Source organism: Sulfurimonas sp. HSL3-2, assembly GCF_039645965.1.
Taxonomy (GTDB): domain Bacteria; phylum Campylobacterota; class Campylobacteria; order Campylobacterales; family Sulfurimonadaceae; genus Hydrocurvibacter; species Hydrocurvibacter mobilis.
This window is the reverse complement of the sequence record NZ_CP147917.1, coordinates 1,709,225-1,734,266: the sequence shown is the minus strand read 5'-3', so window position 1 is coordinate 1,734,266 and position 25,042 is coordinate 1,709,225. Positions and strand designations below refer to the sequence as shown.

30 protein-coding genes are annotated in these 25,042 nt (G+C 36.7%); 16 read left to right on the top strand and 14 right to left on the bottom strand.

Going from position 1 to position 25,042, the window contains the following annotated elements:
* Window positions 1–8: 8 nt before the first annotated feature.
* On the bottom strand, window positions 9–920 hold the full coding sequence (locus WCX87_RS08730) for a methylenetetrahydrofolate reductase (RefSeq protein ID WP_345979289.1): 912 nt from the start codon (window positions 918–920) through the stop codon (window positions 9–11).
* Window positions 921–996: 76 nt separating this feature from the next.
* On the opposite strand from WCX87_RS08730, the gene serB reads away from it, so the two are divergent.
* From serB to WCX87_RS08715, 3 genes are all read left to right on the top strand, one after another.
* Window positions 997–1,617, top strand: a complete 621-nt coding sequence (serB, locus tag WCX87_RS08725) for a phosphoserine phosphatase SerB (protein ID WP_345979287.1) — start codon at window positions 997–999, stop codon at window positions 1,615–1,617.
* A gap of 8 nt (window positions 1,618–1,625) precedes the next feature.
* Entirely contained in the window at window positions 1,626–1,958 is a 333-nt protein-coding gene (locus WCX87_RS08720) for a hypothetical protein (RefSeq protein WP_345979286.1), read from the top strand.
* Window positions 1,959–2,058: 100 nt separating this feature from the next.
* Window positions 2,059–2,391 (top strand): c-type cytochrome, encoded by a 333-nt coding sequence (locus WCX87_RS08715; RefSeq protein WP_345979284.1) that lies wholly within the window; start codon window positions 2,059–2,061, stop codon window positions 2,389–2,391.
* A gap of 69 nt (window positions 2,392–2,460) precedes the next feature.
* Here WCX87_RS08715 and WCX87_RS08710 read toward each other — a convergent pair whose 3' ends face one another.
* Window positions 2,461–2,994 (bottom strand): peptidylprolyl isomerase, encoded by a 534-nt coding sequence (locus WCX87_RS08710; RefSeq protein WP_345979282.1) that lies wholly within the window; start codon window positions 2,992–2,994, stop codon window positions 2,461–2,463.
* Between the two features lie 76 nt (window positions 2,995–3,070).
* On the opposite strand from WCX87_RS08710, the gene WCX87_RS08705 reads away from it, so the two are divergent.
* Window positions 3,071–3,577 (top strand): outer membrane beta-barrel protein, encoded by a 507-nt coding sequence (locus tag WCX87_RS08705; protein ID WP_345979280.1) that lies wholly within the window; start codon window positions 3,071–3,073, stop codon window positions 3,575–3,577.
* Window positions 3,578–3,594: 17 nt separating this feature from the next.
* On the opposite strand, the gene msrB is transcribed toward WCX87_RS08705, so the two are convergent.
* From msrB to WCX87_RS08665, 8 genes are all read right to left on the bottom strand, one after another.
* The gene (gene msrB, locus WCX87_RS08700) at window positions 3,595–3,987 is read right to left on the bottom strand and encodes a peptide-methionine (R)-S-oxide reductase MsrB (RefSeq protein WP_345979278.1); all 393 of its coding nucleotides are present in this window, start codon (window positions 3,985–3,987) and stop codon (window positions 3,595–3,597) included.
* Complete coding sequence (locus tag WCX87_RS08695; protein ID WP_345979277.1) at window positions 3,971–5,392, bottom strand: hypothetical protein; 1,422 nt, start codon at window positions 5,390–5,392, stop codon at window positions 3,971–3,973. Before WCX87_RS08695 ends, msrB begins: the two co-directional genes overlap by 17 nt.
* A 110-nt stretch (window positions 5,393–5,502) precedes the next feature.
* Window positions 5,503–5,787 carry an HU family DNA-binding protein gene (locus tag WCX87_RS08690; RefSeq protein ID WP_345979275.1) on the bottom strand — a complete coding sequence of 95 codons (285 nt, stop codon included), beginning with the start codon at window positions 5,785–5,787 and terminating at the stop codon, window positions 5,503–5,505.
* Between the two features lie 103 nt (window positions 5,788–5,890).
* Entirely contained in the window at window positions 5,891–6,124 is a 234-nt protein-coding gene (locus WCX87_RS08685; protein WP_345979273.1) for a hypothetical protein, read from the bottom strand.
* Between the two features lies 1 nt (window position 6,125).
* Complete coding sequence (locus tag WCX87_RS08680; RefSeq protein ID WP_345979271.1) at window positions 6,126–6,368, bottom strand: helix-turn-helix transcriptional regulator; 243 nt, start codon at window positions 6,366–6,368, stop codon at window positions 6,126–6,128.
* Window positions 6,369–6,613: 245 nt separating this feature from the next.
* Window positions 6,614–8,272, bottom strand: a complete 1,659-nt coding sequence (locus tag WCX87_RS08675) for a hypothetical protein (protein ID WP_345979270.1) — start codon at window positions 8,270–8,272, stop codon at window positions 6,614–6,616.
* Window positions 8,273–8,297: 25 nt separating this feature from the next.
* Window positions 8,298–8,981 (bottom strand): hypothetical protein, encoded by a 684-nt coding sequence (locus tag WCX87_RS08670; RefSeq protein WP_345979268.1) that lies wholly within the window; start codon window positions 8,979–8,981, stop codon window positions 8,298–8,300.
* Between the two features lie 10 nt (window positions 8,982–8,991).
* Window positions 8,992–9,642: a hypothetical protein gene (locus tag WCX87_RS08665; protein ID WP_345979267.1), complete on the bottom strand. Its 651-nt coding sequence runs from the start codon at window positions 9,640–9,642 to the stop codon at window positions 8,992–8,994.
* A gap of 93 nt (window positions 9,643–9,735) precedes the next feature.
* On the opposite strand from WCX87_RS08665, the gene WCX87_RS08660 reads away from it, so the two are divergent.
* Window positions 9,736–10,281 carry a hypothetical protein gene (locus WCX87_RS08660; protein ID WP_345979266.1) on the top strand — a complete coding sequence of 182 codons (546 nt, stop codon included), beginning with the start codon at window positions 9,736–9,738 and terminating at the stop codon, window positions 10,279–10,281.
* A 27-nt stretch (window positions 10,282–10,308) separates the two neighbouring features.
* The gene (gene cmoA / locus WCX87_RS08655) at window positions 10,309–11,019 is read left to right on the top strand and encodes a carboxy-S-adenosyl-L-methionine synthase CmoA (protein WP_345979265.1); all 711 of its coding nucleotides are present in this window, start codon (window positions 10,309–10,311) and stop codon (window positions 11,017–11,019) included.
* Window positions 11,020–11,036: 17 nt separating this feature from the next.
* On the opposite strand, the gene WCX87_RS08650 is transcribed toward cmoA, so the two are convergent.
* Both WCX87_RS08650 and nth read right to left on the bottom strand, forming a co-directional pair.
* On the bottom strand, window positions 11,037–11,258 hold the full coding sequence (locus WCX87_RS08650) for a hypothetical protein (protein WP_345979263.1): 222 nt from the start codon (window positions 11,256–11,258) through the stop codon (window positions 11,037–11,039).
* 86 nt (window positions 11,259–11,344) lie between these two features.
* Window positions 11,345–11,992, bottom strand: coding sequence for an endonuclease III (gene nth / locus WCX87_RS08645; protein ID WP_345979261.1), 648 nt, complete (start codon window positions 11,990–11,992; stop codon window positions 11,345–11,347).
* A gap of 94 nt (window positions 11,993–12,086) precedes the next feature.
* Between nth and WCX87_RS08640 the strand changes: the two genes are divergently transcribed.
* Genes WCX87_RS08640 through WCX87_RS08625 form a run of 4 tightly spaced genes read left to right on the top strand, consistent with a single transcriptional unit; the run spans window position 12,087 to window position 17,759 of the window.
* The gene (locus tag WCX87_RS08640) at window positions 12,087–14,045 is read left to right on the top strand and encodes a response regulator (protein ID WP_345979260.1); all 1,959 of its coding nucleotides are present in this window, start codon (window positions 12,087–12,089) and stop codon (window positions 14,043–14,045) included.
* A 1-nt stretch (window position 14,046) separates the two neighbouring features.
* Window positions 14,047–16,002 (top strand): response regulator, encoded by a 1,956-nt coding sequence (locus tag WCX87_RS08635; protein ID WP_345979258.1) that lies wholly within the window; start codon window positions 14,047–14,049, stop codon window positions 16,000–16,002.
* Window positions 16,003–16,057: 55 nt separating this feature from the next.
* Window positions 16,058–16,897, top strand: a complete 840-nt coding sequence (locus WCX87_RS08630; RefSeq protein WP_345979256.1) for a peptidyl-prolyl cis-trans isomerase — start codon at window positions 16,058–16,060, stop codon at window positions 16,895–16,897.
* Window positions 16,881–17,759 carry a 1-aminocyclopropane-1-carboxylate deaminase gene (locus WCX87_RS08625; protein WP_345979255.1) on the top strand — a complete coding sequence of 293 codons (879 nt, stop codon included), beginning with the start codon at window positions 16,881–16,883 and terminating at the stop codon, window positions 17,757–17,759. Before WCX87_RS08630 ends, WCX87_RS08625 begins: the two co-directional genes overlap by 17 nt.
* Here WCX87_RS08625 and fbaA read toward each other — a convergent pair.
* Window positions 17,745–18,824, bottom strand: a complete 1,080-nt coding sequence (gene fbaA, locus WCX87_RS08620; RefSeq protein ID WP_345979254.1) for a class II fructose-bisphosphate aldolase — start codon at window positions 18,822–18,824, stop codon at window positions 17,745–17,747. The two genes, WCX87_RS08625 and fbaA, sit on opposite strands and share 15 nt — an antisense overlap.
* A 176-nt stretch (window positions 18,825–19,000) precedes the next feature.
* Here fbaA and WCX87_RS08615 point away from each other — a divergent pair, with 176 nt between their 5' ends.
* Window positions 19,001–20,521 carry a methyl-accepting chemotaxis protein gene (locus WCX87_RS08615; RefSeq protein WP_345979252.1) on the top strand — a complete coding sequence of 507 codons (1,521 nt, stop codon included), beginning with the start codon at window positions 19,001–19,003 and terminating at the stop codon, window positions 20,519–20,521.
* Here the strand turns inward: WCX87_RS08615 and WCX87_RS08610 are convergent.
* Window positions 20,518–20,832, bottom strand: coding sequence for a cupin domain-containing protein (locus WCX87_RS08610; protein WP_345979250.1), 315 nt, complete (start codon window positions 20,830–20,832; stop codon window positions 20,518–20,520). The genes WCX87_RS08615 and WCX87_RS08610 overlap by 4 nt on opposite strands.
* 97 nt (window positions 20,833–20,929) lie before the next feature.
* Between WCX87_RS08610 and WCX87_RS08605 the strand changes: the two genes are divergently transcribed.
* The 5 genes from WCX87_RS08605 to nrfD all read left to right on the top strand — a co-directional run bounded on the left by WCX87_RS08605 (window position 20,930) and on the right by nrfD (window position 25,038).
* Window positions 20,930–21,439, top strand: a complete 510-nt coding sequence (locus WCX87_RS08605; RefSeq protein ID WP_345979248.1) for a shikimate kinase — start codon at window positions 20,930–20,932, stop codon at window positions 21,437–21,439.
* On the top strand, window positions 21,436–21,882 hold the full coding sequence (locus WCX87_RS08600) for a DUF255 domain-containing protein (protein WP_345979246.1): 447 nt from the start codon (window positions 21,436–21,438) through the stop codon (window positions 21,880–21,882). Before WCX87_RS08605 ends, WCX87_RS08600 begins: the two co-directional genes overlap by 4 nt.
* 34 nt (window positions 21,883–21,916) lie before the next feature.
* Window positions 21,917–23,206, top strand: a complete 1,290-nt coding sequence (hisD, locus tag WCX87_RS08595) for a histidinol dehydrogenase (protein ID WP_345979244.1) — start codon at window positions 21,917–21,919, stop codon at window positions 23,204–23,206.
* Between the two features lie 300 nt (window positions 23,207–23,506).
* On the top strand, window positions 23,507–24,142 hold the full coding sequence (locus tag WCX87_RS08590) for a 4Fe-4S dicluster domain-containing protein (RefSeq protein WP_345979242.1): 636 nt from the start codon (window positions 23,507–23,509) through the stop codon (window positions 24,140–24,142).
* The gene (gene nrfD / locus WCX87_RS08585) at window positions 24,142–25,038 is read left to right on the top strand and encodes an NrfD/PsrC family molybdoenzyme membrane anchor subunit (RefSeq protein WP_345979240.1); all 897 of its coding nucleotides are present in this window, start codon (window positions 24,142–24,144) and stop codon (window positions 25,036–25,038) included. Before WCX87_RS08590 ends, nrfD begins: the two co-directional genes overlap by 1 nt.
* Window positions 25,039–25,042 lie beyond the last annotated feature (4 nt).

Here is a 25,042-nt window from a genome sequence, read left to right as displayed (position 1 = left end):
GCGTGTAATTATATTAGTATATCTTTGGCGATCTCAAACTGGTTCGCCGTCATCAGATGTATTTTTGGATGTATCTCTTTTATCGATTCAAAAAGCTCTTTACTAAGTTCGAATCCTACTTTGTACTCTTCCTCAGGCGATATCTCGTTTGCACGTCTAAGTTTTTCTATCCAGATATCAGGTACGTTGATGCCCGGTACGTGTGAAGCTAAAAACTGTGCAGTTCTAAGTTTTGTTATAGGAAAGATTCCGAGTATCAGTGTCGCATCATCCGTACCCAATGAAGACTCCTGTTTCGCATTTTCCATTAATTCTAAAAGAAGTTTTGTACTTTCGATGTCATACACAGGCTGTGTAATGATCCCTACTGCACCTTTGGCCACTTTTTTCTGCATCTTTTTCTGTAGTGTTTTCGGGTTTCTCGCATAAGAGTTTACAACACCAAACGGGTAGATCGGCTCCGGCTTGACGGTAAAAGGTTTTCCCGCATAATCGATCGATGAATTGAAGCATGCGATGATATCGAGTAAAAGAGTGCTGTCGCTTTCAAAGACACCTTTGACATGGGGCTGGTCTGAAAGTTTAGCTGGATCACCGGTTAAGGCAAGTATCGCTCTTATGTCAGATTCATTAGCACCAAGCAGATCAGACTGCAGGGCGATGATGTTCCTGTCCCTCATACTCATTGTCGCTATTACAGGCTTGTTAAATCTCTCCTGCAGCATCTTTGCAGCAAAAAGAGAGTTGTACTTTAGTTTTGCCAGAGGATTATCTGTCGTACTGAATCCGTCAACCAAGTTTTGAAGACCGAGAGATTCAAGTTTATCAATGACATTAGAGAACTTTGGAGAGTGTCCAGGCGTAGTCTCAAGCGTGATATAGGTCGAGTTTTTTAATTTATCTAAAAGTTCTGTAAACAAATATATTCCTAAAATGAGAGTTATGGAACAACTCTATTGTATAATTGCGTAATTATAACTAAAGTGAGTGAAATTTATGAAGTTAGCTGTGTTTGATTTTGATTCAACATTAATGGATGGAGAAACAATAGACTTTTTTGCTAAAGAACTGGGTATCGGAGAGAGAGTCGCGATCATTACAGAACGCGCAATGAATGGAGAAATAGACTTTTTTGAAAGCCTGCAGGAGAGAGTCTCTCTTTTAAAAGGGCTTCCATATAAAAAAGTCGAAGAGATCAGCCATTCTCTGCCTTATATGAACGGTGCAATAGAGACTATAAAAGAGTTGAAACAGCGCGGGATGAATGTAGTCTGCTTTAGCGGTGGTTTTAGAACGGCTACGACATATGCTAAAGATATACTGGGATACGATGCGGATTTCTCAAATGCATTGCATCATAAAGACGGTGTATTGACCGGTTTAGTCGGTGGAGATATGATGTTTAACTTTTCAAAAGGCGATATGCTGATACGTTTACAAAACTTGTTACATGTAAGCGAAGAGGAGACAATGGTAGTCGGTGACGGTGCAAATGATCTCTCTATGTTCGCTCATGCAGGTACCAGAGTCGCATTTTGTGCAAAAGAGATACTCAGAAAAGAAGCGACGATAGAGATAAATACAAAAGATCTGACAAAGATCTTAGAACATATATAAGGAAAAAAATGTTAGAAAATTCAGTATGGAAACAATATCATCAGGATCTTACTATAAGAGATGTTATCAGTAAGTTCTATGAAGTTGATCCGACTATGATTATAGATGATGAAAAAGAGCTGTATGCACTTTTAAAAAGAAAGCTTACAAAAAAAGAGTTAAGACTTTTTACAATGGACAGTGCAAATGTCTCAGATGAAGAGATGATGAAGTTCTTTGAAGTAAATAGTGAAGAACTAGCTGTGATGAAAGATAAACTTTATAAAAAAATGCGTCAAGATAAACTAAGATATCCGGTAAGAATGAAACAATTCAGTGAAAACAGGTATGTAGAAGAGTAACGACCAATGATCGTTTTAGTGATGACAATGTGATAGATTTGTAATATTCGATTTTATTATGTATAATCGAATAAGAAAATTTAATTTAGGGAGTTTCACTATGATGAAAAGCGCTTCAGCTTTATTGGCGGTATTGGTAGCTGTCGGGATGATGAGTAGTTCTGCATCTGCGGATATCAGCAAGGGGAAAAAAGTTTATTTAAAAAAATGTAAATCATGCCATGGCAACGGTGTCAAAGGGGCTAAGATGAAAACTCAGGCTGAGTGGAATGCAGCATTTGAGAACAATGCAGCACAATTCAAAGCATGGCATAAAGGTACAAAAGCTGAGGAATATGTCAACGGTGAAAGATTTGAGAAGAAAATGCAGGATCTGAAAGATTTCTTGTATGAATACGGTTCTGATTCTGGAAAAGAACCTTCTTGCGGTTGATTAAGTAACTACTTTTATATATCTAAGAGAATCTCTCTTAGATATGCTTCTTTTTATAAATTTATAACACTATTTCTTGATATACGCTTTTATGATCTCTTGACGCTCTAACGGTCTGTCTCCGCCATATCTGCCTGAAGTAGGGACTTCATTAAGCTTCATCAATGCATCCATAGAACCGACGACATGACCAAAGATAGTGTGATGGCCGTTCAGCCAGCCTGTACGGGTCGTTGTTATAAAGAACTGACTGCCGTTTGTATTTTCTCCGGCATTAGCCATTGCCAGTACTCCGGCATCATCAAATGCATATCCGGGTTTGAATTCATCAGCAAACGGTTTTTTCCATATTGACTCACCGCCGCGTCCTGTTTCTGTAGGATCTCCGCCTTGAACCATAAAGTTACGTATTATTCTATGAAACGCTACATGATCGTAATATCCATTTTTAACATGAGTAACAAAGTTCTCTACGGCTTTGGGTGCGACATCAGGATAAAGTTCCAGTTCAATCTTTCCTTGTGTAGTTTCAAGAACAACTATCGGATTTGCCGCAAAAAGGTACGAGATCGACAGTAATAGCAAGATTATGATTTTTTTCATATTTCTATTCTCCAAATTTTTTGGTCATTATATCAAATAAGTGTTATAATTAAGAAAATCAGTCGTTGGAGGATACGTGAAAAAAATCATATCAATTTTAGTTACTTGTGGTTTAGCCGGAGCTTTATCTCTTAATGCAGCAGAAGAAAGCAACAGTCTTTATGTAGGAGCAGGGCTTAATGTCGAAGCGGTTCCGGATGCGTATGATAGCTCGGGAATCGGGATGAACTTAAAAGCAGGTGCTCATATCGATCAAGTTTTACCTAAACTCGGTGTAGAAGCTGAATATACGAGATCTATAAGTGAACCGAAAAATCCGGCATCAAAAAAAGTGGAAGTCCAAACAGTGGCTGCTTATCTGACATATGATATATGTTTTAAAAATTCACCGATGTTCGTCCGCCCGCGTTTAGGTGTGATGCTGCCTAATGTAGGTGATAAGATAAATAGTAGAGATTTTGGTCTTTCATCAGGTGCCGATGTCGGTGTCGCTATCAGCAGAAATGTCAGTGCGTATTTCGGTTACACAAATATGGGAGAGACTGTAAACAACTATACTTTAGGTGTTGAGGTATATTTTTAACTCATTGAAGAGAGAGATTATCTCTCTTCGAAGTCCAGGCAGACAGAATTTATACAATATCTAAGGCCTGTCGGTTGCGGACCGTCAGGGAAAACATGTCCTAAATGCGCATCGCATTTTGAGCATAACACTTCAACTCTTGTCATACCGTGTGAGGTGTCTTTTACTTCAGTGACAGCTTCATCATCAATACTTTCATAAAAGCTAGGCCATCCTGTTCCGGAATTAAATTTAGTCTGACTGTCAAAAAGCTTTTGACCGCAACAAGTACAGCTATAAACTCCATCACCCTTGAAGTCATAGTATTCGCCGCTAAAGGGTGCTTCTGTACCGTGGGCTCTGCATACGTTATATACTTCCGGTGCTAACTGCTCTTGCCACTCTTTGTCTGTTTTAGAAATTTTCTGCATCTATATTTCCTATTTGCTTATTATCATCATCGTATATTACAAATGTTTTCTTGTTAGCTCTTGAAAATATAAAATTAAATAGATTTGCTTCAATATCTCTAGGGTTGAAGACAAATACATAATCTCTTGAAAAGTCAAATACTTCATCATAATTAGCTATTAGAATATGCTCTAGATCTTGGTTATTTAAAGTATCGAAAGGGTCTAGTATGGTCGGGGTGTCTTCAACAAAAGAACTTAAGTCTTCAATGATTTTATACTTGTCGTCATCATCCGTCGTAATGATCAATATATCTTTTGCATCTATATTTTTTTCAAGGAGTCTTTGCAGATTTAGAAATGTCAAAGCGTAAGGATTTCCATGTAACAGTTCAATAGTCGATTTACTTCTATAGCATTTATCTAAAGTGAATCTATATATTTTTGTAGGGTCATGCTCTTCAAAGACCAGTGTGTCTTTTTTCATACCTATAATATAGTCTATAAACTTTTTATCTAACATCGATGCGTCGTCAACGAGGATAAAGTCACTTTTCTTATTTTTAAAATCATGCGGCGTGATAATAGATATCTTTGAAAAATCCACTTCTACTATCGCGTGTTCGACAGTATTTAAAAGTCTTTGCTTTAAAAGTTCACAGGCTATATATGTCGGTTGTACAATGCTGATGTTCTTCTCTCTGTTTAGAAGATGTTCATAAATAGCTTTGAGAAGGATAGTACTTGTCTTTCCTGAACAGTTTCTGGTAGATATGTAATTTATACCTGAGAACTCATGTTCAATAATAGCGTTTTGTTCATCAGATGTTATTCTTATATGATTTTCATTATCGATTATTATATTCTGAACAAAGAGTGTCGATATGATGCTCTCAGCATCCAATATGTCCGATTTCTCTTCAGATGCACCGAAAAGCTTGTGTTTAATATCTTCTATACTATCTGAACTAAAGAGTGTTTTACTTTGAGGTATGAATTCCTGGAATGAACTATCAAGATGTTCAAACTCCTCTTTTGTAAGATTTTCCATTAAGACAAAGTTATATATATCAGTACCGTCATTGTTCAGTACTTCATTAAACCTTTTTTTTATATAGTCGTGTTTTGATTCAAAAGCAAGAGAGTTTTTAGAAGAGTCTTGTTGGGAAGTTTTTGAAGCTTTTAAGTCTTTTATTTCATGATAGCACCATGTCTTGTATTCAAAGATATATATGCCTCTTTTGGGATCGACAAGCAGTAGAGGGATTTCCAGTAACTCTGCATGATGAAAGATCTTGGCATCTTTAAAAAGATATAAAAAGTTCTCATGTGCGCACTCTTGTACTTTTTTAACAAGTATGGAATCAGGTACTTTTAGAGTATTGCTGTTCTTTGAGAACAGAGACGATATAAGAGAAGAAAACATATTATGACTTCATAAGAGATTTATATAGCAAATTTAATTTTTCATAAAAGATTGAATTTGTTATACAAATATTATAATGCCGCAAATAAAAAGCGGCATTAAAAAAAGAGTTATTTGCCAGCAGCGATACGATCTTTAAGACCTTTACCAGCTTTAAATTTAGGAACCATTTTGTCTTGAGTAGTATAAGTCTTGTTAGTTCCAGGAACTTTACCGCTTTTACCTTTTTGAAGTGCAGCACCAAAACTACCAAATCCAACTAGAGATACATCTTCTTTTTTCACTAATGCTTCTGTTACAGCTTCTGTAAAAGCTTTAATAGCGTTTTCAGCTTCAACTTTAGTTTTGTAATTACCACTTTTTTGAACTAATTCAACGAATTGTGCCTTATTCATTAATCCACCCTTAATATATTTGAAGATTGCGATACACCGTAAATGACCTGAAAGTTAGTATTAAAGGCATCTACAAGTGATTCAGCTAGCTATACTTTATAATTTATTTGCTTAAATTTTTCTTCTTTTCTACATAATCGCTGAATAATCGTGATATTTTCGTTAATTTAATGCCCTTTTTCAGTTTAAAAGTAAACATTTTCGGTTTAAAAGAGCTTTTATCTATAAGTAAAAATGAAGATAGATAGTTACTGATAGAGTACTTTGTCTTGTCTACATGGATTGAATTAAACACATCTTCTAGGCCGCTTCTCTCTTTTTCTGTTAATGTATTCATATTAATTATCTCCAAGTTTATTTATTTTTCTTACTACTCTTAAGATCTCATCGTCTTCTAAATATCCAAGCATTTTAATCACAGCTATTGAAGCTTGAGGCTTTGTATTCCCAAGTCTCCAGTCCTGATAAGTCCTCATAGGAATGCCCAGTTTTTTAGACATATCTTTTTGAGATATTTTCTTACCATTGTTTTGAGCTTCAACTGCATTGTGAAGAATATTAAATAAGTCAATGATTTCCATACCGATTATTATACAGGTTAAAGCTTAAATTATACGTAAACAGGTATGTAATATTATATAAATTGTATAAAATATTCCATTAATTGTATTTTAAGACTATTATATTGTATTAATTATTTTATATAATGTATATTATATACGAAAAAACGTATAAAAATTGTAAAAAAATATTCTGTTGAAAATAAAGATAATTAATTTATAGAGATGGTTTTAGTTGAATTGATAGTTTTGAAGGGGGAAAGAGATTAGATCTCTTTTGTAATCCCGACGGGATGCAGGGTGACTTTGTCTTCATCAAGTTCGAGGTAGAACTTGTCGTATTGTTTAGCCAGTGTCTTATAGATGATCTCTTGATTGTTCGGTAGAGCGAATTTAATGACATTCAAGCCATGCAGAGCATTTTTTATATATATAGTCGCTTTGAGCGAGGAGTTGATTATCTGCTCTTTTTCATGTTTTAATGCTTTTATCTCATTCTCTATGCCCGAGACATCTTTAGCAGTATCTTTAAGTGCGTCTTCAAGTCTGAACTTCAGATCATCTATATCGGCATCTATTAAAGAGATTTGGCTTGTAACGACAGGTATCTTATGATAGTCGATAGTAAAGTTGTTGTCTTCACCGCTGACAAGTCGTATAGTGATAGAGTTAGAAGCATAAACAGTCACGTTGTTCTTTACATGATCTATAACGACGTCTTTAGCATAGATACTTCCGCCGAGACATGTACCGACCTCTGCATAAGATGCATGTATCTTTCCGCCTTCAAGAAGCTTCACTTCGGCTCTGTTACATCTGAGTGTACCTTTGTGTCTATTGACTTTGGCATTTTTTGCAAATATATTGGAGTCTTGGTGCGTAGCCCCTTCTATGACAAGGTCTGTAGCTTCTAAAAGAGACTTACTGCCGGTATGACCGTTTATATGTATACGTTCGGAGATTATCTCGGTACCTTCTCCTACACTGTCTTTTGTGATATCGTTTTGTGCCACGACGATCTCTATATCGTTATCTTCATCATCGGTTATTTTAGACTGGACACGATTTACTTTATTTACTTTTACGACATTGCTTACGGCTATCCTGCCGTCGTTGTAGTCTACATACCCCTTTTTTCTGCTTTTTAGCAGCAGTCTGTTGTCTTTTTCTTCAGTATAGATCGATTCATCGTCTATTTCCAGATCAAAGCTTTTTGTATCGAGTTCACCGTGTTCTACCTGTTTTCCGTAGCAGTTAAAACCGTTTGATCCAAAGATAGGTTTTCTGTATTCTAAGATGAGTTCATCTTGATCGACTTCGATTAATTGATGGTTAGGAGATCTTTTATTTTTAAAGACCATATCTATTGAACTCTGCATAGAGAGTTCCGGTTCTATCCCTTCAAACAAAAGTATTTTGACAGGTTTCGTAAAATTTCCGGCATACAGATGTCTGATGAACTTTTTAAGATCATCCAGCATCTGTTTGTGATGAAAGTTGATCAATATCCTATTTTTCGCTTTGATCTTGTTGAGCTCATTGACCAACAGCGGATAAAGTTCTTTTGGCTGCATCGTCTTATATGGAATATGTGATGAGGGCAGGATTATAAGTTTAGGGTGTGTACTGAATTTATCAAAAATTATTTGATATTCAAGTTTTACAGTACACTCATGAGCTACGAATAGTTCGATCTTATATATCTGATTGATGTTTACTTTATCTTTAGTGACATCATTGATATCATGTGAGTATTGTTTATAAAGCTCATCGGGGATCTTGGTGAATGATTCGTCGTTTGGATACTTTATATATGTGACGGTTCCGAGTAATTTAAAGTCGCAACTGTCTAGCGGGGTAAAGGTATCTGATGCGAACTCTTTTAATAATGAATCAATATTTCTGGTAAGTGTGGGTTTTTGCATCTATACTCTAATCTTGATCAAGATCTCAATACTTTAAGAGATCTGAATAATCATATTTGGCAAAATCTAGAAATATTTTCCCGTTTTGCTCTATGATTCTAATATCATGTTCCCTGGCATCTAAAAATCTTCTTTTAATGATCTTTCTTTGGTAAGGTTCGATATCCAATGTCTTTAAATAGTATTTTAGTTCTACAAACGAAGCATCGTCAAAAGATGCATTTATGGTTTCGGATTCATTGAGACTGACCTCATGTACCGTCTCACTCTTCTGCTCGAGTAGGAATTTTTTATTTATAAGTTCAAGTATAGTTTTAAGTTGTTCGTCTTTTGAATTGTAGACACTTTCGATTCTGTCTCTTTCGTCACGAAGCATCTGCTCTTTATCATTGATAAGTGAGTCTATTTTGTGTTCTAACTCTTTTATCTTCTGTTTTAACTGTGCATTTTCTCTTTGATAAAGAGATAGGATCATACCTACGGTTGTTTTTTTAGTTGCTATGTTTGAATCCGGTTCTTGTGATTTTTTTTGCATATTTTGCTGATGTATCTCTTCTCTTTTTTCTTGGTCGAGTGAACTTCTCGTTACTATGATATATGTAGTGCCGTTTTCAATGATGTAGTTTAGTCTTTTGGATCTTAGTTTAGAATTTATCATCTCTTTTGACATTTTAAACTGTTTTGAATACTCATCAATCGTAAAACGCATAGTTATTTCCTTACATTAATAGAGAGTTAAAATTTATATTTGGCGGGTTAATGATACCTGAATGTCTTAGCCAAACAAGATAAGTGGCTCTTATTTTACCATGTTTATCTTCAAATTCTTGTAAAGAGCTGCGTTTTAGTTCTCTTTCGATCATCAGCTCTTCAAAGTCAGGATGGAAACTTAGCCACTTTTCAAATGAGTCAAAAGCATCTTTTGAAGCGATAAGAGCTGCTGGGCTTACGTTTTTTATCTGCAGGTATCTTGCACAGTCGTTTAATCCGTCACCGATATAGTTTGTATGCCCGAGTATGTCTGTAAAGGGTGATATCTCACCTGTATGGACAGCGACTTTAACACCGGCAAAATCTTTATTTCTTTTGCTGATGAGTTCGGAAAAATATATAAAGTTCAGTCCTAAAATTACGCCGTACCCTTTAAGCCTAGGGTTCAAGATACAATAAAAGCCGTCACCGGTAGGTACAATACCTTCGATCATCTTGCTAAAGCTCATTTGAGAATTATTTAGCAGAGTACGTATCATTTTGGAGTAACTTCTTGTTAAATAGGTAATGATCTCTAACTGTTCTCTGGATGAGTTGCGAGAAAAACCGATGATATCGATCAGGACAATATCAGTGTTAGTAAATTTTTTATTTATCATATATTCCAAACTTTAAACAATAATGTGGATTGTACCTAGAACTATCTTTAATTAGATATAATTTTACATTAGAATTGCTAAGGAAGTATATTTATGAGAAATATTGTTTTAATTTTTATGCTATTTTTTATCAATATAAATGCAAAAACAACTGAAGAGTTTATACAGGATTTTAAAAATAAAAAATATGACGCTGTTTGTCAGGACGGCCTGCAGTACTACTATGGCGGTCGTCAGGATGAGATGTTCGTTACATTAGTAGGGATCTCCTGTGCAAATGTGGATAATATCAATCCCTTAGGGACGATGCAGGCAAAACTTGTCTCGACAAAAGAAGCTCGTGAAACATCATCATATTTTGCATCTCTGCTGCTTGCAAAACGTCTTATATATCAGTTTATGATAGATGACATCTCTTTGCAAAATCTTCAACTTCCGAAATCAAATCATATATTGTCATTTGTCTTTGAGCATTTGGGAAGCGGAAACTTTGTCTATCTTAATAAAAAACCAAAGATGATAAAGATAGACGATGAAGGCAAAAGCGTCCTTATATCGATATCGGATGATGAAGTAAAAAGAGTACTGATAGATGAGTATAACGGTGTGACGTTAAAAAAACGCCACTGGTTCCAATAAAATATATTTAAACAGTAAAGTACAGGTATGAAAGATAAAGTTTTTACAAAACCTATAGAAAAGCAGTTTGAGTTTGATGAGGATGTCGCAGCGGTATTTGACGATATGCTCTCTCGTTCCGTTCCATTTTATAAAGAGTCTCAAGAGATCACGAAACACTTTACATGTAAGCATGTAAAAGAGGGTTCTATTATATACGATCTTGGATGTTCGACTGCATCTACGCTGCTTACAATTGAGCGTGAGATGGATAAAAAAGACGTGGAGCTTATCGGTATAGACAACTCTAAAGCGATGCTTGAACAGGCAAAGAAGAAGATAGACGCATTCGGTTCACATGTAAAAGTATACGACGGTGATATCTTGGAGTATGATTATAAAAAAGCGGATGTCTTTATAAGCAACTATACACTGCAGTTCATTCGTCCGCTTGTCCGTGAAAAGCTGATAAAAAAGATCTGTGAAAGTCTGAATGAAAACGGCATATTTCTTTTTAGCGAGAAGGTCATCAGTGAACATAAACTGCTAAACAAAGAGCTGATAGATTATTATTATGAATTTAAAAAGGAGCAGGGCTATTCTCAGTATGAGATCATGCAAAAACGTGAAGCTCTGGAGAACGTCTTGATCCCTTACACTGAATTAGAGAACATCAAAATGGCAAAAGAGTGCGGATTCTCTCATTGTGAAGCTATTTTCAGATGGGGAAATTTTGCGACTTTTATCGCTATAAAGTAGAATTTTTTTTGTAGAGTCTACCAAACGTTTCCGGTAGGCTTTTGCTCTTTAGTTCGGAAAACTTTTTTTACATCTTCATACTCTATCATATTTTCATCGCAATCTTTATGGTAGTACCCTTTAGAATCATAGTATTCATTACAGTCATTGTAGTACTTTGCAGATATACCGCGTCTGTTGACACATCCCGTAAACAAAAGAGCCGATAAAGTAAATAATAAAATAGAGACTTTTAACATAAGAGAGATTGTATCTAAAATATTATTTGTAGCAAATATTTTTGTGTAAATAAATATAATTTTTTCAATAATGATGTCAAGATCTATTATTTAGCTTTAAAACTCTCTGTAGTCTTGCAAAACTCTTTTAAAAAGCACTCGGTATCGCACTTTGGATTTTTTGCCGTGCAGATATATCTTCCGAACAAGACCATCCCTTGATGAAGTGCATGCAGATCGTTTTTAAATTTTTTAACGAGAGTCGCTTCAGTCTTTAATGCAGTATCGTCCTTACTGAGACCTAATCTGTGAGATACTCTAAAGACATGTGTATCCACAGCCATCAGATTTGCACCGGTGTACTCTATCATAACTACGTTGGCGGTCTTTTGACCGACTCCTGCAAGTGTCACAAGATCTTTTTCATTGAGCGGAATCTCTCCGTTGTATACTTCGACGACCCGTTTAGCCATATTTACGATGTTGACGGCTTTGTTGTTGAAAAATGAACAACTGTTTATCAGTTTTTTTACATCGTCGATATCAGCATCTGCAAGAGCATATACATCAGGGTACTTCCTAAAGAGTTCCGGTGTTATCAGGTTTACTCTTTTGTCGGTACATTGTGCCGAGAGTGCCACGGCGATCACAAGCTCATAAGCATTGCTGTAGTGGAGTTCAGTAACGGCATCGCTGTAATGTTCTATGAAGATTTTATGTATCTCTTGAATCTCTTTTTTAGTTGCTAGTTTCATAAATATAATTTTATCAGGATAATATAAAAAGATTACATTTTTTAGTTAGAATATGATAGAATAGTTCAAATTTCCATATTAACAAGGATATAAGATGTCTGTTTTTAGTTTTTTTTCAAAACTTTTTAGCAAAGATGAAGAGGGTAATTCAGCTTCAAGTTTCTTGGAAGAACAAGAGGTTGTTAACAAACACCTCTTTTATAAACTTTTAGATCTTAATGATTCGGCTATCCTTTTTTTCAGTAAGAAAAATGGATATATCGGTGCCAATAGCTCTTTCTTGAAAATTTTCGGATTCGAACATATTGATGATTTTAGAGATGACTACGACAGTATTAGAGAACTTTTTACCTCTGAATCAGAAGAGATCTTTACCGAAGACGACAAAAGCTGGATGGACTATATCCGTATCCATAATAAAGAGGGTTATCAGGTAGAAGCAAAGTCTAAAGATGGAAAAACTTTAGACTTTATGGTGAAAAATACAATTTTTAAAGAAACGGGACAAGAACTTTATATCCTTGAATTGAAAAATATTACCGATCTTGAAAATGCTAAAGCAAAAGCCGATGAGATCGAAGCCTTAAAGACAAAGATCCTGTCAAATATCGGACATGAGTTCCGTACGCCGATGAACGGTATACTTGGATTTTTATATCTTTTAGAGAAGACAAGTCCTACGCCAAAGCAGATGGAATATCTGAAGATGACGAATAACTCCGCAAAAAGTCTGATGTCAAATATAGAGACACTGCTTGATCTTGCTCAGATGCAAAGCGGCAGATTGACTGTCAGTAAAGCAGAGTTTTCACTAGCTCACGATATGCAGGATATTGCAAAATATTTTACAGAAGACGGAGTAGATAAGGGTATCAATGTCAGTTTCTTTATAGATCCGAAACTGCCGGAGACAATGGAAGGCGATATTCACAAGATAAGACAGATCATCAACAACTTGGTACAAAATGCGATAAAATTTACGCCTAGAGGCGGAAAAGTCATTGTTGAGGTGAAACTACTGAAAAAGCTTTTACACGGAGCCTGCAGTGTAGGTTTTAGTGTAAAAGACAACGGGAAGGGGATCTCTGCAAACAGACTTTCAGAGATCACACAGCCGTTTATATCTTCAGACCAGCCAGATCAAAGACTGGGAGTAGGGCTTAGCCTCTCTTACGGGTTGGTACATCTTTTAGGCGGAGAGCTTAAGATACAAAGTGAAGAGGGAAGAGGATCGATATTTAACTTTTCACTGGACTTTGCTAAATACAGCGGACAGTCATTTAAAATGGTTGTTCAGAAAAATGTGAAAGTACTGCTTTTAGATGAGTCTAAAATTGATGATGCAAACCTTTTGACATCTTATTTGAGATCTTTCTCTGTGGGAGTGACAAAAGTCAACAGTATCGATAAAAATATCTATGATGATATCGATGCACTATATATAGTGGCATCACAAGATAAATCTTCTTGGCTGATGGAACTGGGAACGCATAACAAAAAAGTCCCGGTTATATATATGCTTGATATCAATGAAAAATTACAGACGAAGATGACGCATATCGTAGATAATGTCATTGTAAAACCGTTACTGCCATTAACTGTATCAGAACATCTTGATAAGGTCTTTTTGCAAGAGCAAACAGAGAAACATGCTCCAAAACAGATGCGACTCGATATTCAGGCTTTAGTCGTTGAAGATAATCTTATCAATCAAAGACTGATAAAGATATTGCTGCAGGAGTATAATATCCGTGTTGTGACTGCATCAAACGGACAGGAAGCGGTCGATATCTGTAATAATAAGGACTTCGATATCGTCTTTATGGATATCGATATGCCTGTAAAAGACGGCGTTATGGCAACAAGAGAGATCAAAGAACATCTGCGAAGCAATGGGCATACTATGCCGATCATCGCAGTCACCGCTTTAGCTATGGAAGGCGACAGAGAGAGACTGCTAGCTGAAGGTCTTGATGACTATCTGTCAAAACCTCTGACTCGTAATAAACTTGATCTTATCTTGAATAAGTATTTATCTGAAATGATGGTGTAAAATGCAAGGGTTTACAAAAGTATTAGAACAGTTTCCGGAACATGCTGAGATAATAATCGCGTTTGCAAAACTTGAAAAACATCTCTTCTTTATATTGGACGATAATGGAGAACTTCTAGGCTGTAACTACTCCACATATGAAGCTCTCGGGTTTGCGACTTATGATGAGTTCTTAGAGTACTATGGCGATATGGATAAGCTTGTAGAACCGAAAGAGGGATGTGTAGATGTCAGAGTCGACGGTTGGATAAGAACTTTAGAAGAGGGGCAAGACCACTGCATCGATATCAAGAACAAATCCGGAGAGGTCATCCCGTGTACTCTTAGACTGCAAAGTTTTGCACTCAACAATGTCGTACTGCACCTGATCTTACTGGAAAATCAGTTTATCATCGAAAGAGCAAAAAAAGCTCATGCATACTTTGAAAACTTTAAAAAGCAGTTTTTAAAGAATATCTCTCATGAGTTTAGAACACCTATGAACAGTATCATAGGCTACACTGAACTTTTAAAAGACTCTAATCTAGATAACTCTCAAAGAGAATATGTCCACAACATAGATAACAGTTCTCGTATGATGATGGACAATATAGAAAACCTTTTGGATCTCATGCAGATCGAAAGCGGTTCTGTAGAAGCGAAAAACGAATCATTCTTTCCGTTTGTAGAGTTTGAAAGACTCTTTAGCGAGTATTGCACAATAGCAGGGAACAACAAGCAGCAGATATTCTTTTTGATCGATCCGCATATTCCAAAAGAGATGACGGGAGATTTCTATAAGATAAAAAGAGTACTTACAAACCTTATATCAAATGCAATGAAATATTCAAAAAGCAAAGACGGCAAGATCATTGTAGAGTTAAAAGCAAGATATAACAAAGAGAATGTACAGATAGAGTACTCTGTCAGTGACAACGGTATAGGGATCTCGCAGGATAAACTCAAGACTATTTTAAGACCTTTTGCAGCAGTCCATGAAAAACAAAGAGTAGCAGAAAGCGGTGTGGGCATAGGTCTAAATCTATCTCATAAACTTTTAAATATTTTAGGTACGAAGTTAAAAGTAAAAAGCCAGCTTGGTAAAGGCAGCCGTTTTTATTTTGAAGTGATCCACAAGATCGTTGAAAAGACTCCGTATGAGTTTGTTGCAAAAAGCAAGGTCGCAGTCTGGGCAGAGGAACACGGTTCATCTATTCAACTGAAAGTTTTAGAAGAGTACCTGAAAAAGTTTGAAGTGGAGGTTGTCGAGATCGACGGTCTGGCGCATAAAGAGTTAGATAGTTCGATCGCATTGTTTATCTTGACCGATTATATCAGCAACTCTCGTATCAATTCTATTAAGACACACTATAAAAACTTGCAGATAGTCCAGGTGTGCAGTAAAGAGTCAAAACAGAGATGTGAAGCGGTTATGGATGAGATAGACGGGTTTGTCATACTCCCGTTATTGCCTCAAAAACTGTATGATGTTTTAAATGTCTTATGGAAAAAAGCACCGTCAGATAAGTTGAAACACACTACATTCAAGGATATGACTCCGACTTTAGTGACGGCAAAAATACTGATTGCGGAAGATAATGAGATCAATCAAAGACTTTTAAAAACGATTCTTGAAAACCAGAACTATGACGTATCAACGGCAGATAACGGTCAGATCGCGGTAGATATGTTTTTAAAAGAGAATTTTGATCTGGTACTGATGGATATCGATATGCCGATAATGGACGGTATCGTAGCGACCAGACTGATAAAAGAGTATGATAAAAAAAGAAAAGTGTTTACTCCTGTTATCGCTTTAACGGCTCATGCATTGTCGGGGGATAGGGAAAGAATCTTAAATGCCGGACTTGATGCTCACTTGGCAAAACCAATAGACAGAGAGTTTTTACTTAAGGTGATCGACAGATATTTAAGCGAAAAGTTAACAAATAAAACTAATTTGGATAATTTTGTTTAATAATTGTTAACATATAAGTTATAAACTACTATTATAAAGAAAAAAAAGGGAATATATGAATATAGCACAAAAAGTTTTAACGACAGTCGCTTTAGTTGCGACTACTTTAAGCGCAAATACACTTGTAACGGTAAACGGTAAAGCGATCACTTCTGATGAAGTAAATGAAGCTTTAATGCAGGCGACTCAAGGAAGATTTAAATCATTGCCTGAAGATAAACAGCAGCAGCTCGGTCAGCGTATTCTTCAAGAGATGGTAATGCAGGAAGTCGTGTATAACGATGCTAAAAAACTTGGAATCGACAAGAGCAAAGAGTTTAAAGATGAGCTTGCAAAAGTCACAGAACAGATCAAAAAAAGATTAGCTGTACAGTTATGGCAAAAAAGAGTAGCTGATAAGATCACAGTCAGTGAAAAAGAGATAAAAGATTATTATAATAAAAACAAATCTGAGTTTCAAGAAAAAGAGCGTGTGCATGCTTACCATATCCTAGTGAAAACAGAGGATGAAGCAAAGAAACTTATCGGTGAATTGAAGTTCTTAAAAGGTGCTGATCTGGAAAGTAAGTTCTTTGACCTTGCAAAAGCAAACTCAACAGGACCGTCTGCACCAAAAGGCGGTGATCTAGGTACATTTACTCAAGGTCAAATGGTCCCTGCATTTGATAAAGCAGTATTTAGTATGGATGTTGGAACAATTACGACTACGCCGGTAAAAAGTGAGTTTGGATATCATATTATCTACTTAAAAGACAAAAAACCGGCTCGTACTCTTTCACTTGATGAAGTCAAAAAGTTTATTGAGCAACGTTTGAAAATGGATAAATTCAAAACTGTCGTTCAAGCGAAGATGCAAGAACTACAAAAATCTGCAAAAATTGTACCGTCTAAATAATACTAAAAATTTTTTATCGTCCATTGAGAAGATCTTTCTCGATGGACGTTCCTTCTACGTCAAAAGAGATGACCTCATAGATCCGTATTTAAGCGGAAACAAATACCGAAAACTTTATGCTCTTATCAACACACCAAAAGAGAGATTTAACAAAATCATATCTTACGGCGGTACACAGTCGAATGCTATGCTCGCAATTGCAGCACTGTGTAAAGAAAAAGGCTGGATATTTGAGTACTACACAAAACCTTTACATGTAAAAGAAAATCCAAACTCTAATTATGCGACAGCTATAAAACTGGGAATGATCCATAAAGAACTTGAACTGGAACTATATAAAGATTTTGTAGCATCCCTTATGCTGAATCTTGATGAAAAGACATTTGTTTTGCATCAGGGCGGTGCGGATAAAAGTGCGAAAGAGGGCATAGAAGAGTTGGCTCGCGAGATACGAGAATCGGGCTTACATGTAAGAAGCATAGCGACACCTTCAGGAACAGGCACAACTGCACTGTATCTAGCCCTTGCTTTACCGGAGTATAAAGTATATACGACACCTGCAATAGGGGATAAAAAGTACCTTTTAGAACAGATGTCGGCACTTGAAAAAGTACCGGATAACCTGATCATACTTGAATCTGAAAAGAAATATCATTTTGCAAAACCGTATAAAGAGTTTATAGAGATATATGAAAAGCTAAAAAAGAGCGGTATAGAGTTTGACTTGGTGTATGCACCTAAACTTTGGAAGATGATCTTAGAACAGACCGATGAAGAGATACTTTACATTCACAGTGGCGGAACCACCGGAAATGCAAGTATGTTAGATAGATATAGGTATAAAGGATTAGTTTCTATCTAATCCGTTAAGATCACTGAAAGCGACTTTTACACGCTCGACAAGTGTTACTTGTCCCGCTCTTAACCATTTTCTCGGATCATAGTATTTTTTATTCGGTTTCTCGTCACCTTCAGGGTTTCCGATCTGCCCTTGCAGATAATCATGATACTTTTCAGCATACTCTTTGACACCTATCCATGTCGCCCACTGAGTATCTGTATCGATATTCATCTTAATAACACCGTAACTGATAGCCTCACGGATCTCTTCAAGTGTAGAACCGCTTCCGCCGTGAAATACAAAGTTTACGGGTTTTTCATCCGTATTGTATTTGTCTTGAATATATTTTTGTGAGTTATCTAATATCTTTGGAGTAAGTACTACGTTCCCCGGTTTATAGACACCGTGAACATTTCCAAATGAAGCAGCGATGGTAAATCTGTCACTTATTGAAGAAAGTTCTTCATAAGCATATGCTACCTCTTCAGGCTGTGTGTAAAGAAGTGCGTTGTCGATATGTGAATTATCGACGCCGTCTTCTTCACCGCCCGTAACGCCCAACTCTATCTCCAGAGTCATTCCGATCTTATCCATACGAGCCAAGTACTCTTTACATGTAGCGATATTCTGCTCTATCGGTTCTTCTGAAAGATCAAGCATATGTGAGCTGAAAAGCGGCTTTCCAGTCTCTTTATAATGCTCTTCACTAGCATCTAAAAGTGCATCGATCCATGGTAGAAGTCCACGAGCTGCGTGGTCTGTATGAAGAATTACAGGGATACCGTAAGCTTCAGCCATCAGGTGCACATGTTTTGCACCAGATATCGCTCCGACGATAGCCGCTTTTTCATTTTCGTTACTTAGGCCTTTGCCTGCATAGTAGCTGGCGCCACCGTTTGAAAATTGAATAATAACAGGTGAATTGACTAGCTTTGCAGCTTCTAAAACACCGTTAATCGAGTCTGTTCCTACAACATTGACTGCAGGGATAGCAAATCCGATCATTTTTGCTGTTTTATATACTAAACTAACGTCATCACCAGACAATACACCGGGTTTTACTAAATCAAGAATGCGTTTACTCATAATATCACTTGCCTTAATTTTTTTGTTTTTTTATTATACAAAAGAGTTCTTTTAATATTCCTTTTGATATGCTACAATAATGTTTCAAAATTCATTAAAGGTTTTTTATGCTCTCAACAGTTAAGTCAAAAATCATTTTCTCAACGATTTCGGTTAGTATCATAGGGATTATAGGGATGTATTATTACCTCTCAGAGACGTTTAATGAGTTTTCAAATAAGACTGCTCAGAAGTCACTTCATATGCTTAGTGATTCTGTGTTTCAAACACTTTCAAGAAGTATGCTTGCGGGTGATCCGGCAGTAGTCGAAGAGACTTTAAAAGAGTCTCAAAAGTTGATCAAAGGTATTGACGATATCAGTGTCGCTAAATCTAAAAACGTAATCGAACTTTTTGGCCTTGAGAGCAAGTTTACTACGGATCCTTTAGTAGCCGACATATTTAAAACAAGAACAAGCAATATCATTGAATCAAGAAACGGCCATCATACTATAAGATTGTTAAAACCTTTGATCGCTCAAAAAAGCTGTCTGGAATGTCACGTCAACATAAATGAGGGTGAAGTTTTAGGTGTTATGGATATGACCGTATCACTCGCTGAAAATGATAAAGAGATCAATCATACGAAGATGACTCTTCTTATCTATTTAGTCGTAGCATGTATCGCTTTTGTTTCACTGGTCATGCTGTTCTTCTCAAAAGCTGTTATCAACCCTTTGGAAAACCTGGGTTGCCGTGCACACTCTTTAGTCGAGGGCGACAAAGATTTGACAAAACGTATCAATGTATCGGGCAAAGATGAGTTTGCATATGCCGCTTCATCGGTCAATAGTTTCATCGAAGTTGTACAAGATACGATCAATGAAGTGAAAAACTTAGGCAAGCAAAATATTGATATCGCAAAAAACATGTCAAGCCAAGCCGATCTTATAAATAAAAGTATCTCTAGTGAAAGAGATATCGTTAATCAGACAACACAAAAAACAGGTTCGATAAAAGATATATTAAACAGATCGATAGATGTGACAAAAGAGACACAAGAACATATATCATCGGCAAATACAGAGCTGTTGACTGCTAAAGACGCGCTTAGCCATCTTGTAGGCAGAGTCGATGAGTATATGGAAGTAGAGACTGAACTCGCTTCTCAATTAGGCGGACTTAAAAATGATGCAGATCAGGTAAAAGAGGTCTTGGATATCATTAAAGACATCGCAGATCAGACAAACCTTTTAGCACTTAATGCCGCGATAGAAGCGGCGCGTGCAGGTGAACACGGACGTGGTTTCGCAGTCGTTGCAGACGAAGTAAGAAAACTTGCTGAACGTACTCAAAAAAGTCTTATGCAGATCGAGATCAGTGTCGGAACGATCGTTCAGTCGATCAACGATGTGAGTGACTCAATGGGGCAGAATGCTTCAAACCTTTCTGCACTTACAGAGATATCGTCTGATGTAGAAGGTAAGATCAATACGACTTCTGAAGCGATGAACTTCTCGATAGAAGTCGCTGATAAGTCTTTTGAAGATACTCAGGAGATCGTTAGAAACATAGAGTGGATCATTGAGAAGATAAATAAGATCGATGAGTTCTCAAAACAAAATGAAAATAGCGTGAATCAAATAGATGCAGAGTCTACAAAACTTTTAGAGGTGGCAAACTCGCTTAAATCTAGAATCGATGAGTTTAGAAGCTAGAATATATGCACTGCCAGCCATAGTGTCTTCTCATCGGTTGAGATGACGCTATGGGGCGTATCTGCTTTTATAAACAGAGAGTCTCCCTTAATCAGGTTATGTCTGACATCTTCAACTTCCAATATAGCATTTCCCTCTAAGATAACGACCCATTCATCATGCTTTTGATTATATAAAACACCGTTTTTTACGTTGTTTGATCGTATAAGTTCGATTTTGACATTTTTATGAGATAGGACCGTTTCAAAAAATTCGTTTCCTATTTGTGGATACTCTGTATTGTTAAGTATGTTCAGGAGTTTTTCTTTCATAGGTCATATTATAGTATAAAACGGTATTTATACTGTTGTCAGCGCTTTTAAAGTATACTTGCGCATTAAAAATTAAATTTTAATTTTGGAAAGATAGATGAAAAATATAATATTAATAGGTTTTATGGGTGTGGGCAAGGGCAGTGTAGCTCGCGAGATGGTAAAGCAGGCGGATGTAGTAGCGATAGATACAGATGATATTATAGAGAGTATGGAAAACAGGACGATCAAAAAGATATTCGCGACAGAGGGCGAAAAATATTTTAGAGACATAGAGGCAAAAGTCGCTAAATGGCTTGAGAAAAGCGTGGAAGATACGCTTATTTCAACTGGTGGCGGATTTTATAAAGTCAAAAATCTAAAGAAGATCGGGACTGTCGTTTTTCTTGATTCACCTTTTGATAAGATATATGAACGTATAATAAACCATCCAAAAGCACAGAACAAACTGAAAAAACGTCCGCTTTTTCAAGACATCGACAAAGCAAGAGAGTTGTATGAAGAAAGATACCCGCAATATAAAAATGTTGCTGATATAACAATAGACGTGACAGATAAAAGTGTGGAAAAAATAGTAAAAGAGATCCTAAAAAAGGTTAAGTTATGAAAAAAATACTATTGAGTCTTATACTCTTGATTTCAGCTTTATCTGCAGCTGAACTGCATGTTGCAAACAGTTTTAAAGATTCTGTTGCAAAAGCAGAGAACAGCGAGAAGCCTATTTTGTTTATCGTGTCACGTCATACATGCAGATACTGTGTCATCTTAGAGAAGAACACTCTTTCAAATGCACAGGTCATAGACAGACTTAACAAAGACTTTATAACATACATCGCATATACGGATGACGGTGATATGTTTCCCGATGAATATTGGCGTCCGGGAACACCTGCGATCTGGTTTTTAGATGATCAAGGCAGAGCGATCAGTGAACCGTTAATGGGTGCGATCGATGCAGCAAATCTTTTAAAAGTTCTAGATATAGTAGATAAAAGATTTAAAAAACAAAAGAAGATGGATAAATATAACTATACAAGAAGTAAGTTATAATTTTAAAATTACTAATACTGAGATAGGAAAAAATATGATTTTTACGACTACATCTGCACCAGAGTTTGATAAAGAATTTAACGAACTTCTTGGTCGCGGAAAGATGGATATAGAGTATGTCAGCGGGATAGTAAGCGGCATAATAAATGAGATAAAAAATGATAAGAACAGTGCACTTAAAGCTCATATCGCAAAGTTCGATAAATGGACTCCTAAGGATGACGGTGAGTTAAAGATCGATACGGAGCTTATGAAAAAAGCTTATGATGTACTTGATGCCGATCTTAAAAAATCACTGCACTTGGCATACGACCGTATAAAATCATATCATGAAAAACAAAAACCTAAAAGCTGGTTCGACACTGAAAGCAACGGTACGATACTCGGACAGAAAGTGACCCCTGTGGACTCGGCAGGTCTTTATATCCCCGGTGGAAAAGCTGCTTATCCTTCATCACTATTGATGAACGTTATCCCTGCACAAGTCGCAGGTGTTGAAAACATAGTGGTCTGCACACCGACACCGGACAATGAACCGAATGAACTTCTTCTTGCTGCTTGTCACTTATGTGGTGTGAGCGAAGTCTATAAAGTAGGCGGAGCAAGTGCGATAGCTGCTATGGCGTACGGCACAGAGACGATCCCGAAAGTGGACGTCATTACGGGTCCGGGAAATATCTTTGTCGCTACTGCAAAAAAGATGGTCTTTGGAGATGTGAACATAGATATGATCGCAGGGCCGAGCGAGATAGGCATCCTCGCTGATGAGAGTGCAAATGCAAACCATCTTGCGATCGATATGCTTTCACAAGCTGAACATGATGAGATGGCAAGCTCTATTCTTATTACTCCTTCACAGCGCATTGCCGATGAGGTGAAAGTTGAGATCGAGAATTGGCTTAAAAAGCTTCCTCGTGAAAAGATAGCAAGAAAATCCATCGAGGAACGCGGTGCTATTATCGTTACAAAAGATATGGATGAAGCGGTCAGACTGATGAACGAAGTGGCACCTGAACACTTGGAAGTCGCGACAAACAATCCGTTTGAACTGCTGGCTTCCATCAAGCATGCCGGAGCTATCTTTTTAGGTCACTATACTCCTGAAGCAATAGGTGATTATGTAGCGGGTCCAAACCATACTCTTCCGACTGGCGGGACTGCTAAGTTCTACTCTCCGCTTGGAGTAGAGAACTTTATGAAAAAGAGCTCGATCATCTCTTTTAGCCAAGCTGCAATCAATGAAATAGGTGAAGCTTGTGCACTGATTGCAAACACAGAAAGTCTTACTGCACATGAGCAGTCAGTTCGTGTCAGATTAGATTAAGAAATCTTCGGATATCAATTTTAATTTAACATCTTATTCATTAAAATTGAACCATCTTACCCCCGAAGATTCGGGGCTTATATAAAAAAAAGTAATCCTACATTCTTTTATTACACAAATACCTATTTATCACACTTTTATCAAAAAAAATTATGTTATTTTAGTTTCGGTTAAAGAAAGATTAGTTAATATCAAATAGCGAAAATGCTGTGAGTGTCGTATATTACGGTATCTTTATAATAAAAATTAGTTCTGCTAATAAAACGCTAAAATATCTACAAAGTAGGTGAAGGAGAGTATATGCAATTGGGCTTTCTAGTTGACTTACATCTTTGTATGGGATGTAAAGGTTGTGAAATCGCATGTAAAGTGGAAAATGAAGTTCCGCTAAGTACGTGGAGACTTCGCGTTAAGTATGTAGATGTTGGTATGTACCCTGAAACAAAGCGTACATTTACACCATTACGTTGTAACCATTGTGCTAATGCACCTTGTGAACGTATATGTCCGGTAAGTGCTTTACACTATATTGATAATGGAATTGTAAATATCGATAAAGAACGTTGTATCGGATGTGCGGGTTGTATCATGGCTTGTCCATACGGTGCTATCTATATCGATCCTGAGACTCAAACTGCTGATAAGTGTACATATTGTGCACACCGTATCGCATCTAGCATGATGCCGGCGTGTGTTGTTGCTTGTCCTGTTGAAGCAAATATCTTTGGTGACTTAGATGATCCTACATCAAACATCAGCAAATATATTCAAGATCACAGAGATACAAGAGTTAGAAAACCTGAAAAAGGAACAGACCCTCATCACTATTATGTCGGCGGTGGAGATGTAAATCTTAATCCGTTGGTATCTGAGCGCGTTGAAGGTTTCTCATTATTTGATGAATTAAAACACTTACCAGTAGGAGGGCACCATTAATGCATGCAGCAATTGAAGCAACACACGCAGTTGTAACTCTAGATGTAGGCTTGCCAAGCATCGTATGGGGTTGGATTATCACTATGAACATGTGGGCAAAAAGTATCGGTACTGGTGTTATCTTTTTGCTTTTCTATCTACTTAAGAAATATCCGAATGAAGCAGGTTATTTACGTTTCCCGGTAGTAGTAGTATCTATTGTATTTATACATATATTCTTACTCTTTACGGTTATCGACCTACACCAGATGTTTAGATTCTGGCATATATTCACACACCCTCACTTGACATCTGCAATTGCAGTGGGTGCATGGATCGTAACAGTTTTAGTAGCTCTATTATTCTTAATGGCATTTACAGTATTTATTAAGAAAAACACAGAAGCTTTTGACAAAATGTTGACTTGGGCAGTTGTCCTTTCAATCCCTGTTACATTATATACAGCAGCGATCATGGCTGAAGCTACAGCACGTGAACTATGGCAAATGCCTACAGAAGCTGTTCAAATGTTACTCGCAGCTACACTGACAGGTTCAGGAGCGCTTATCTTAATGGGTGGCAAACTACCTTACGAGGCAAAAAGAGATCTAGGTATCATTTTAGGTCTTAGTGCAGCTGTTGCATTCATAGTATATATGAGTGAAATGGTATTTGGACCGATGAAGGGTGAAGAGGTTATCGTAACACTTCAAGCTGTTAAAGGTGCAGGCGAGTACACAACAATGTTCTGGATAGGTCAAGCAACTGCTTATATCCTTCCTATGGTTTTAGTTCTACTTAGTATCTCTAGTAGAAGTGAAAGTTTATTGAAACTAGCTGCTATACTGGCGATCGCTGGATTATGGATTGTTAAACATGTATGGTTGGTTATTCCACAATTATTGAACTTGAGTTAAAGAG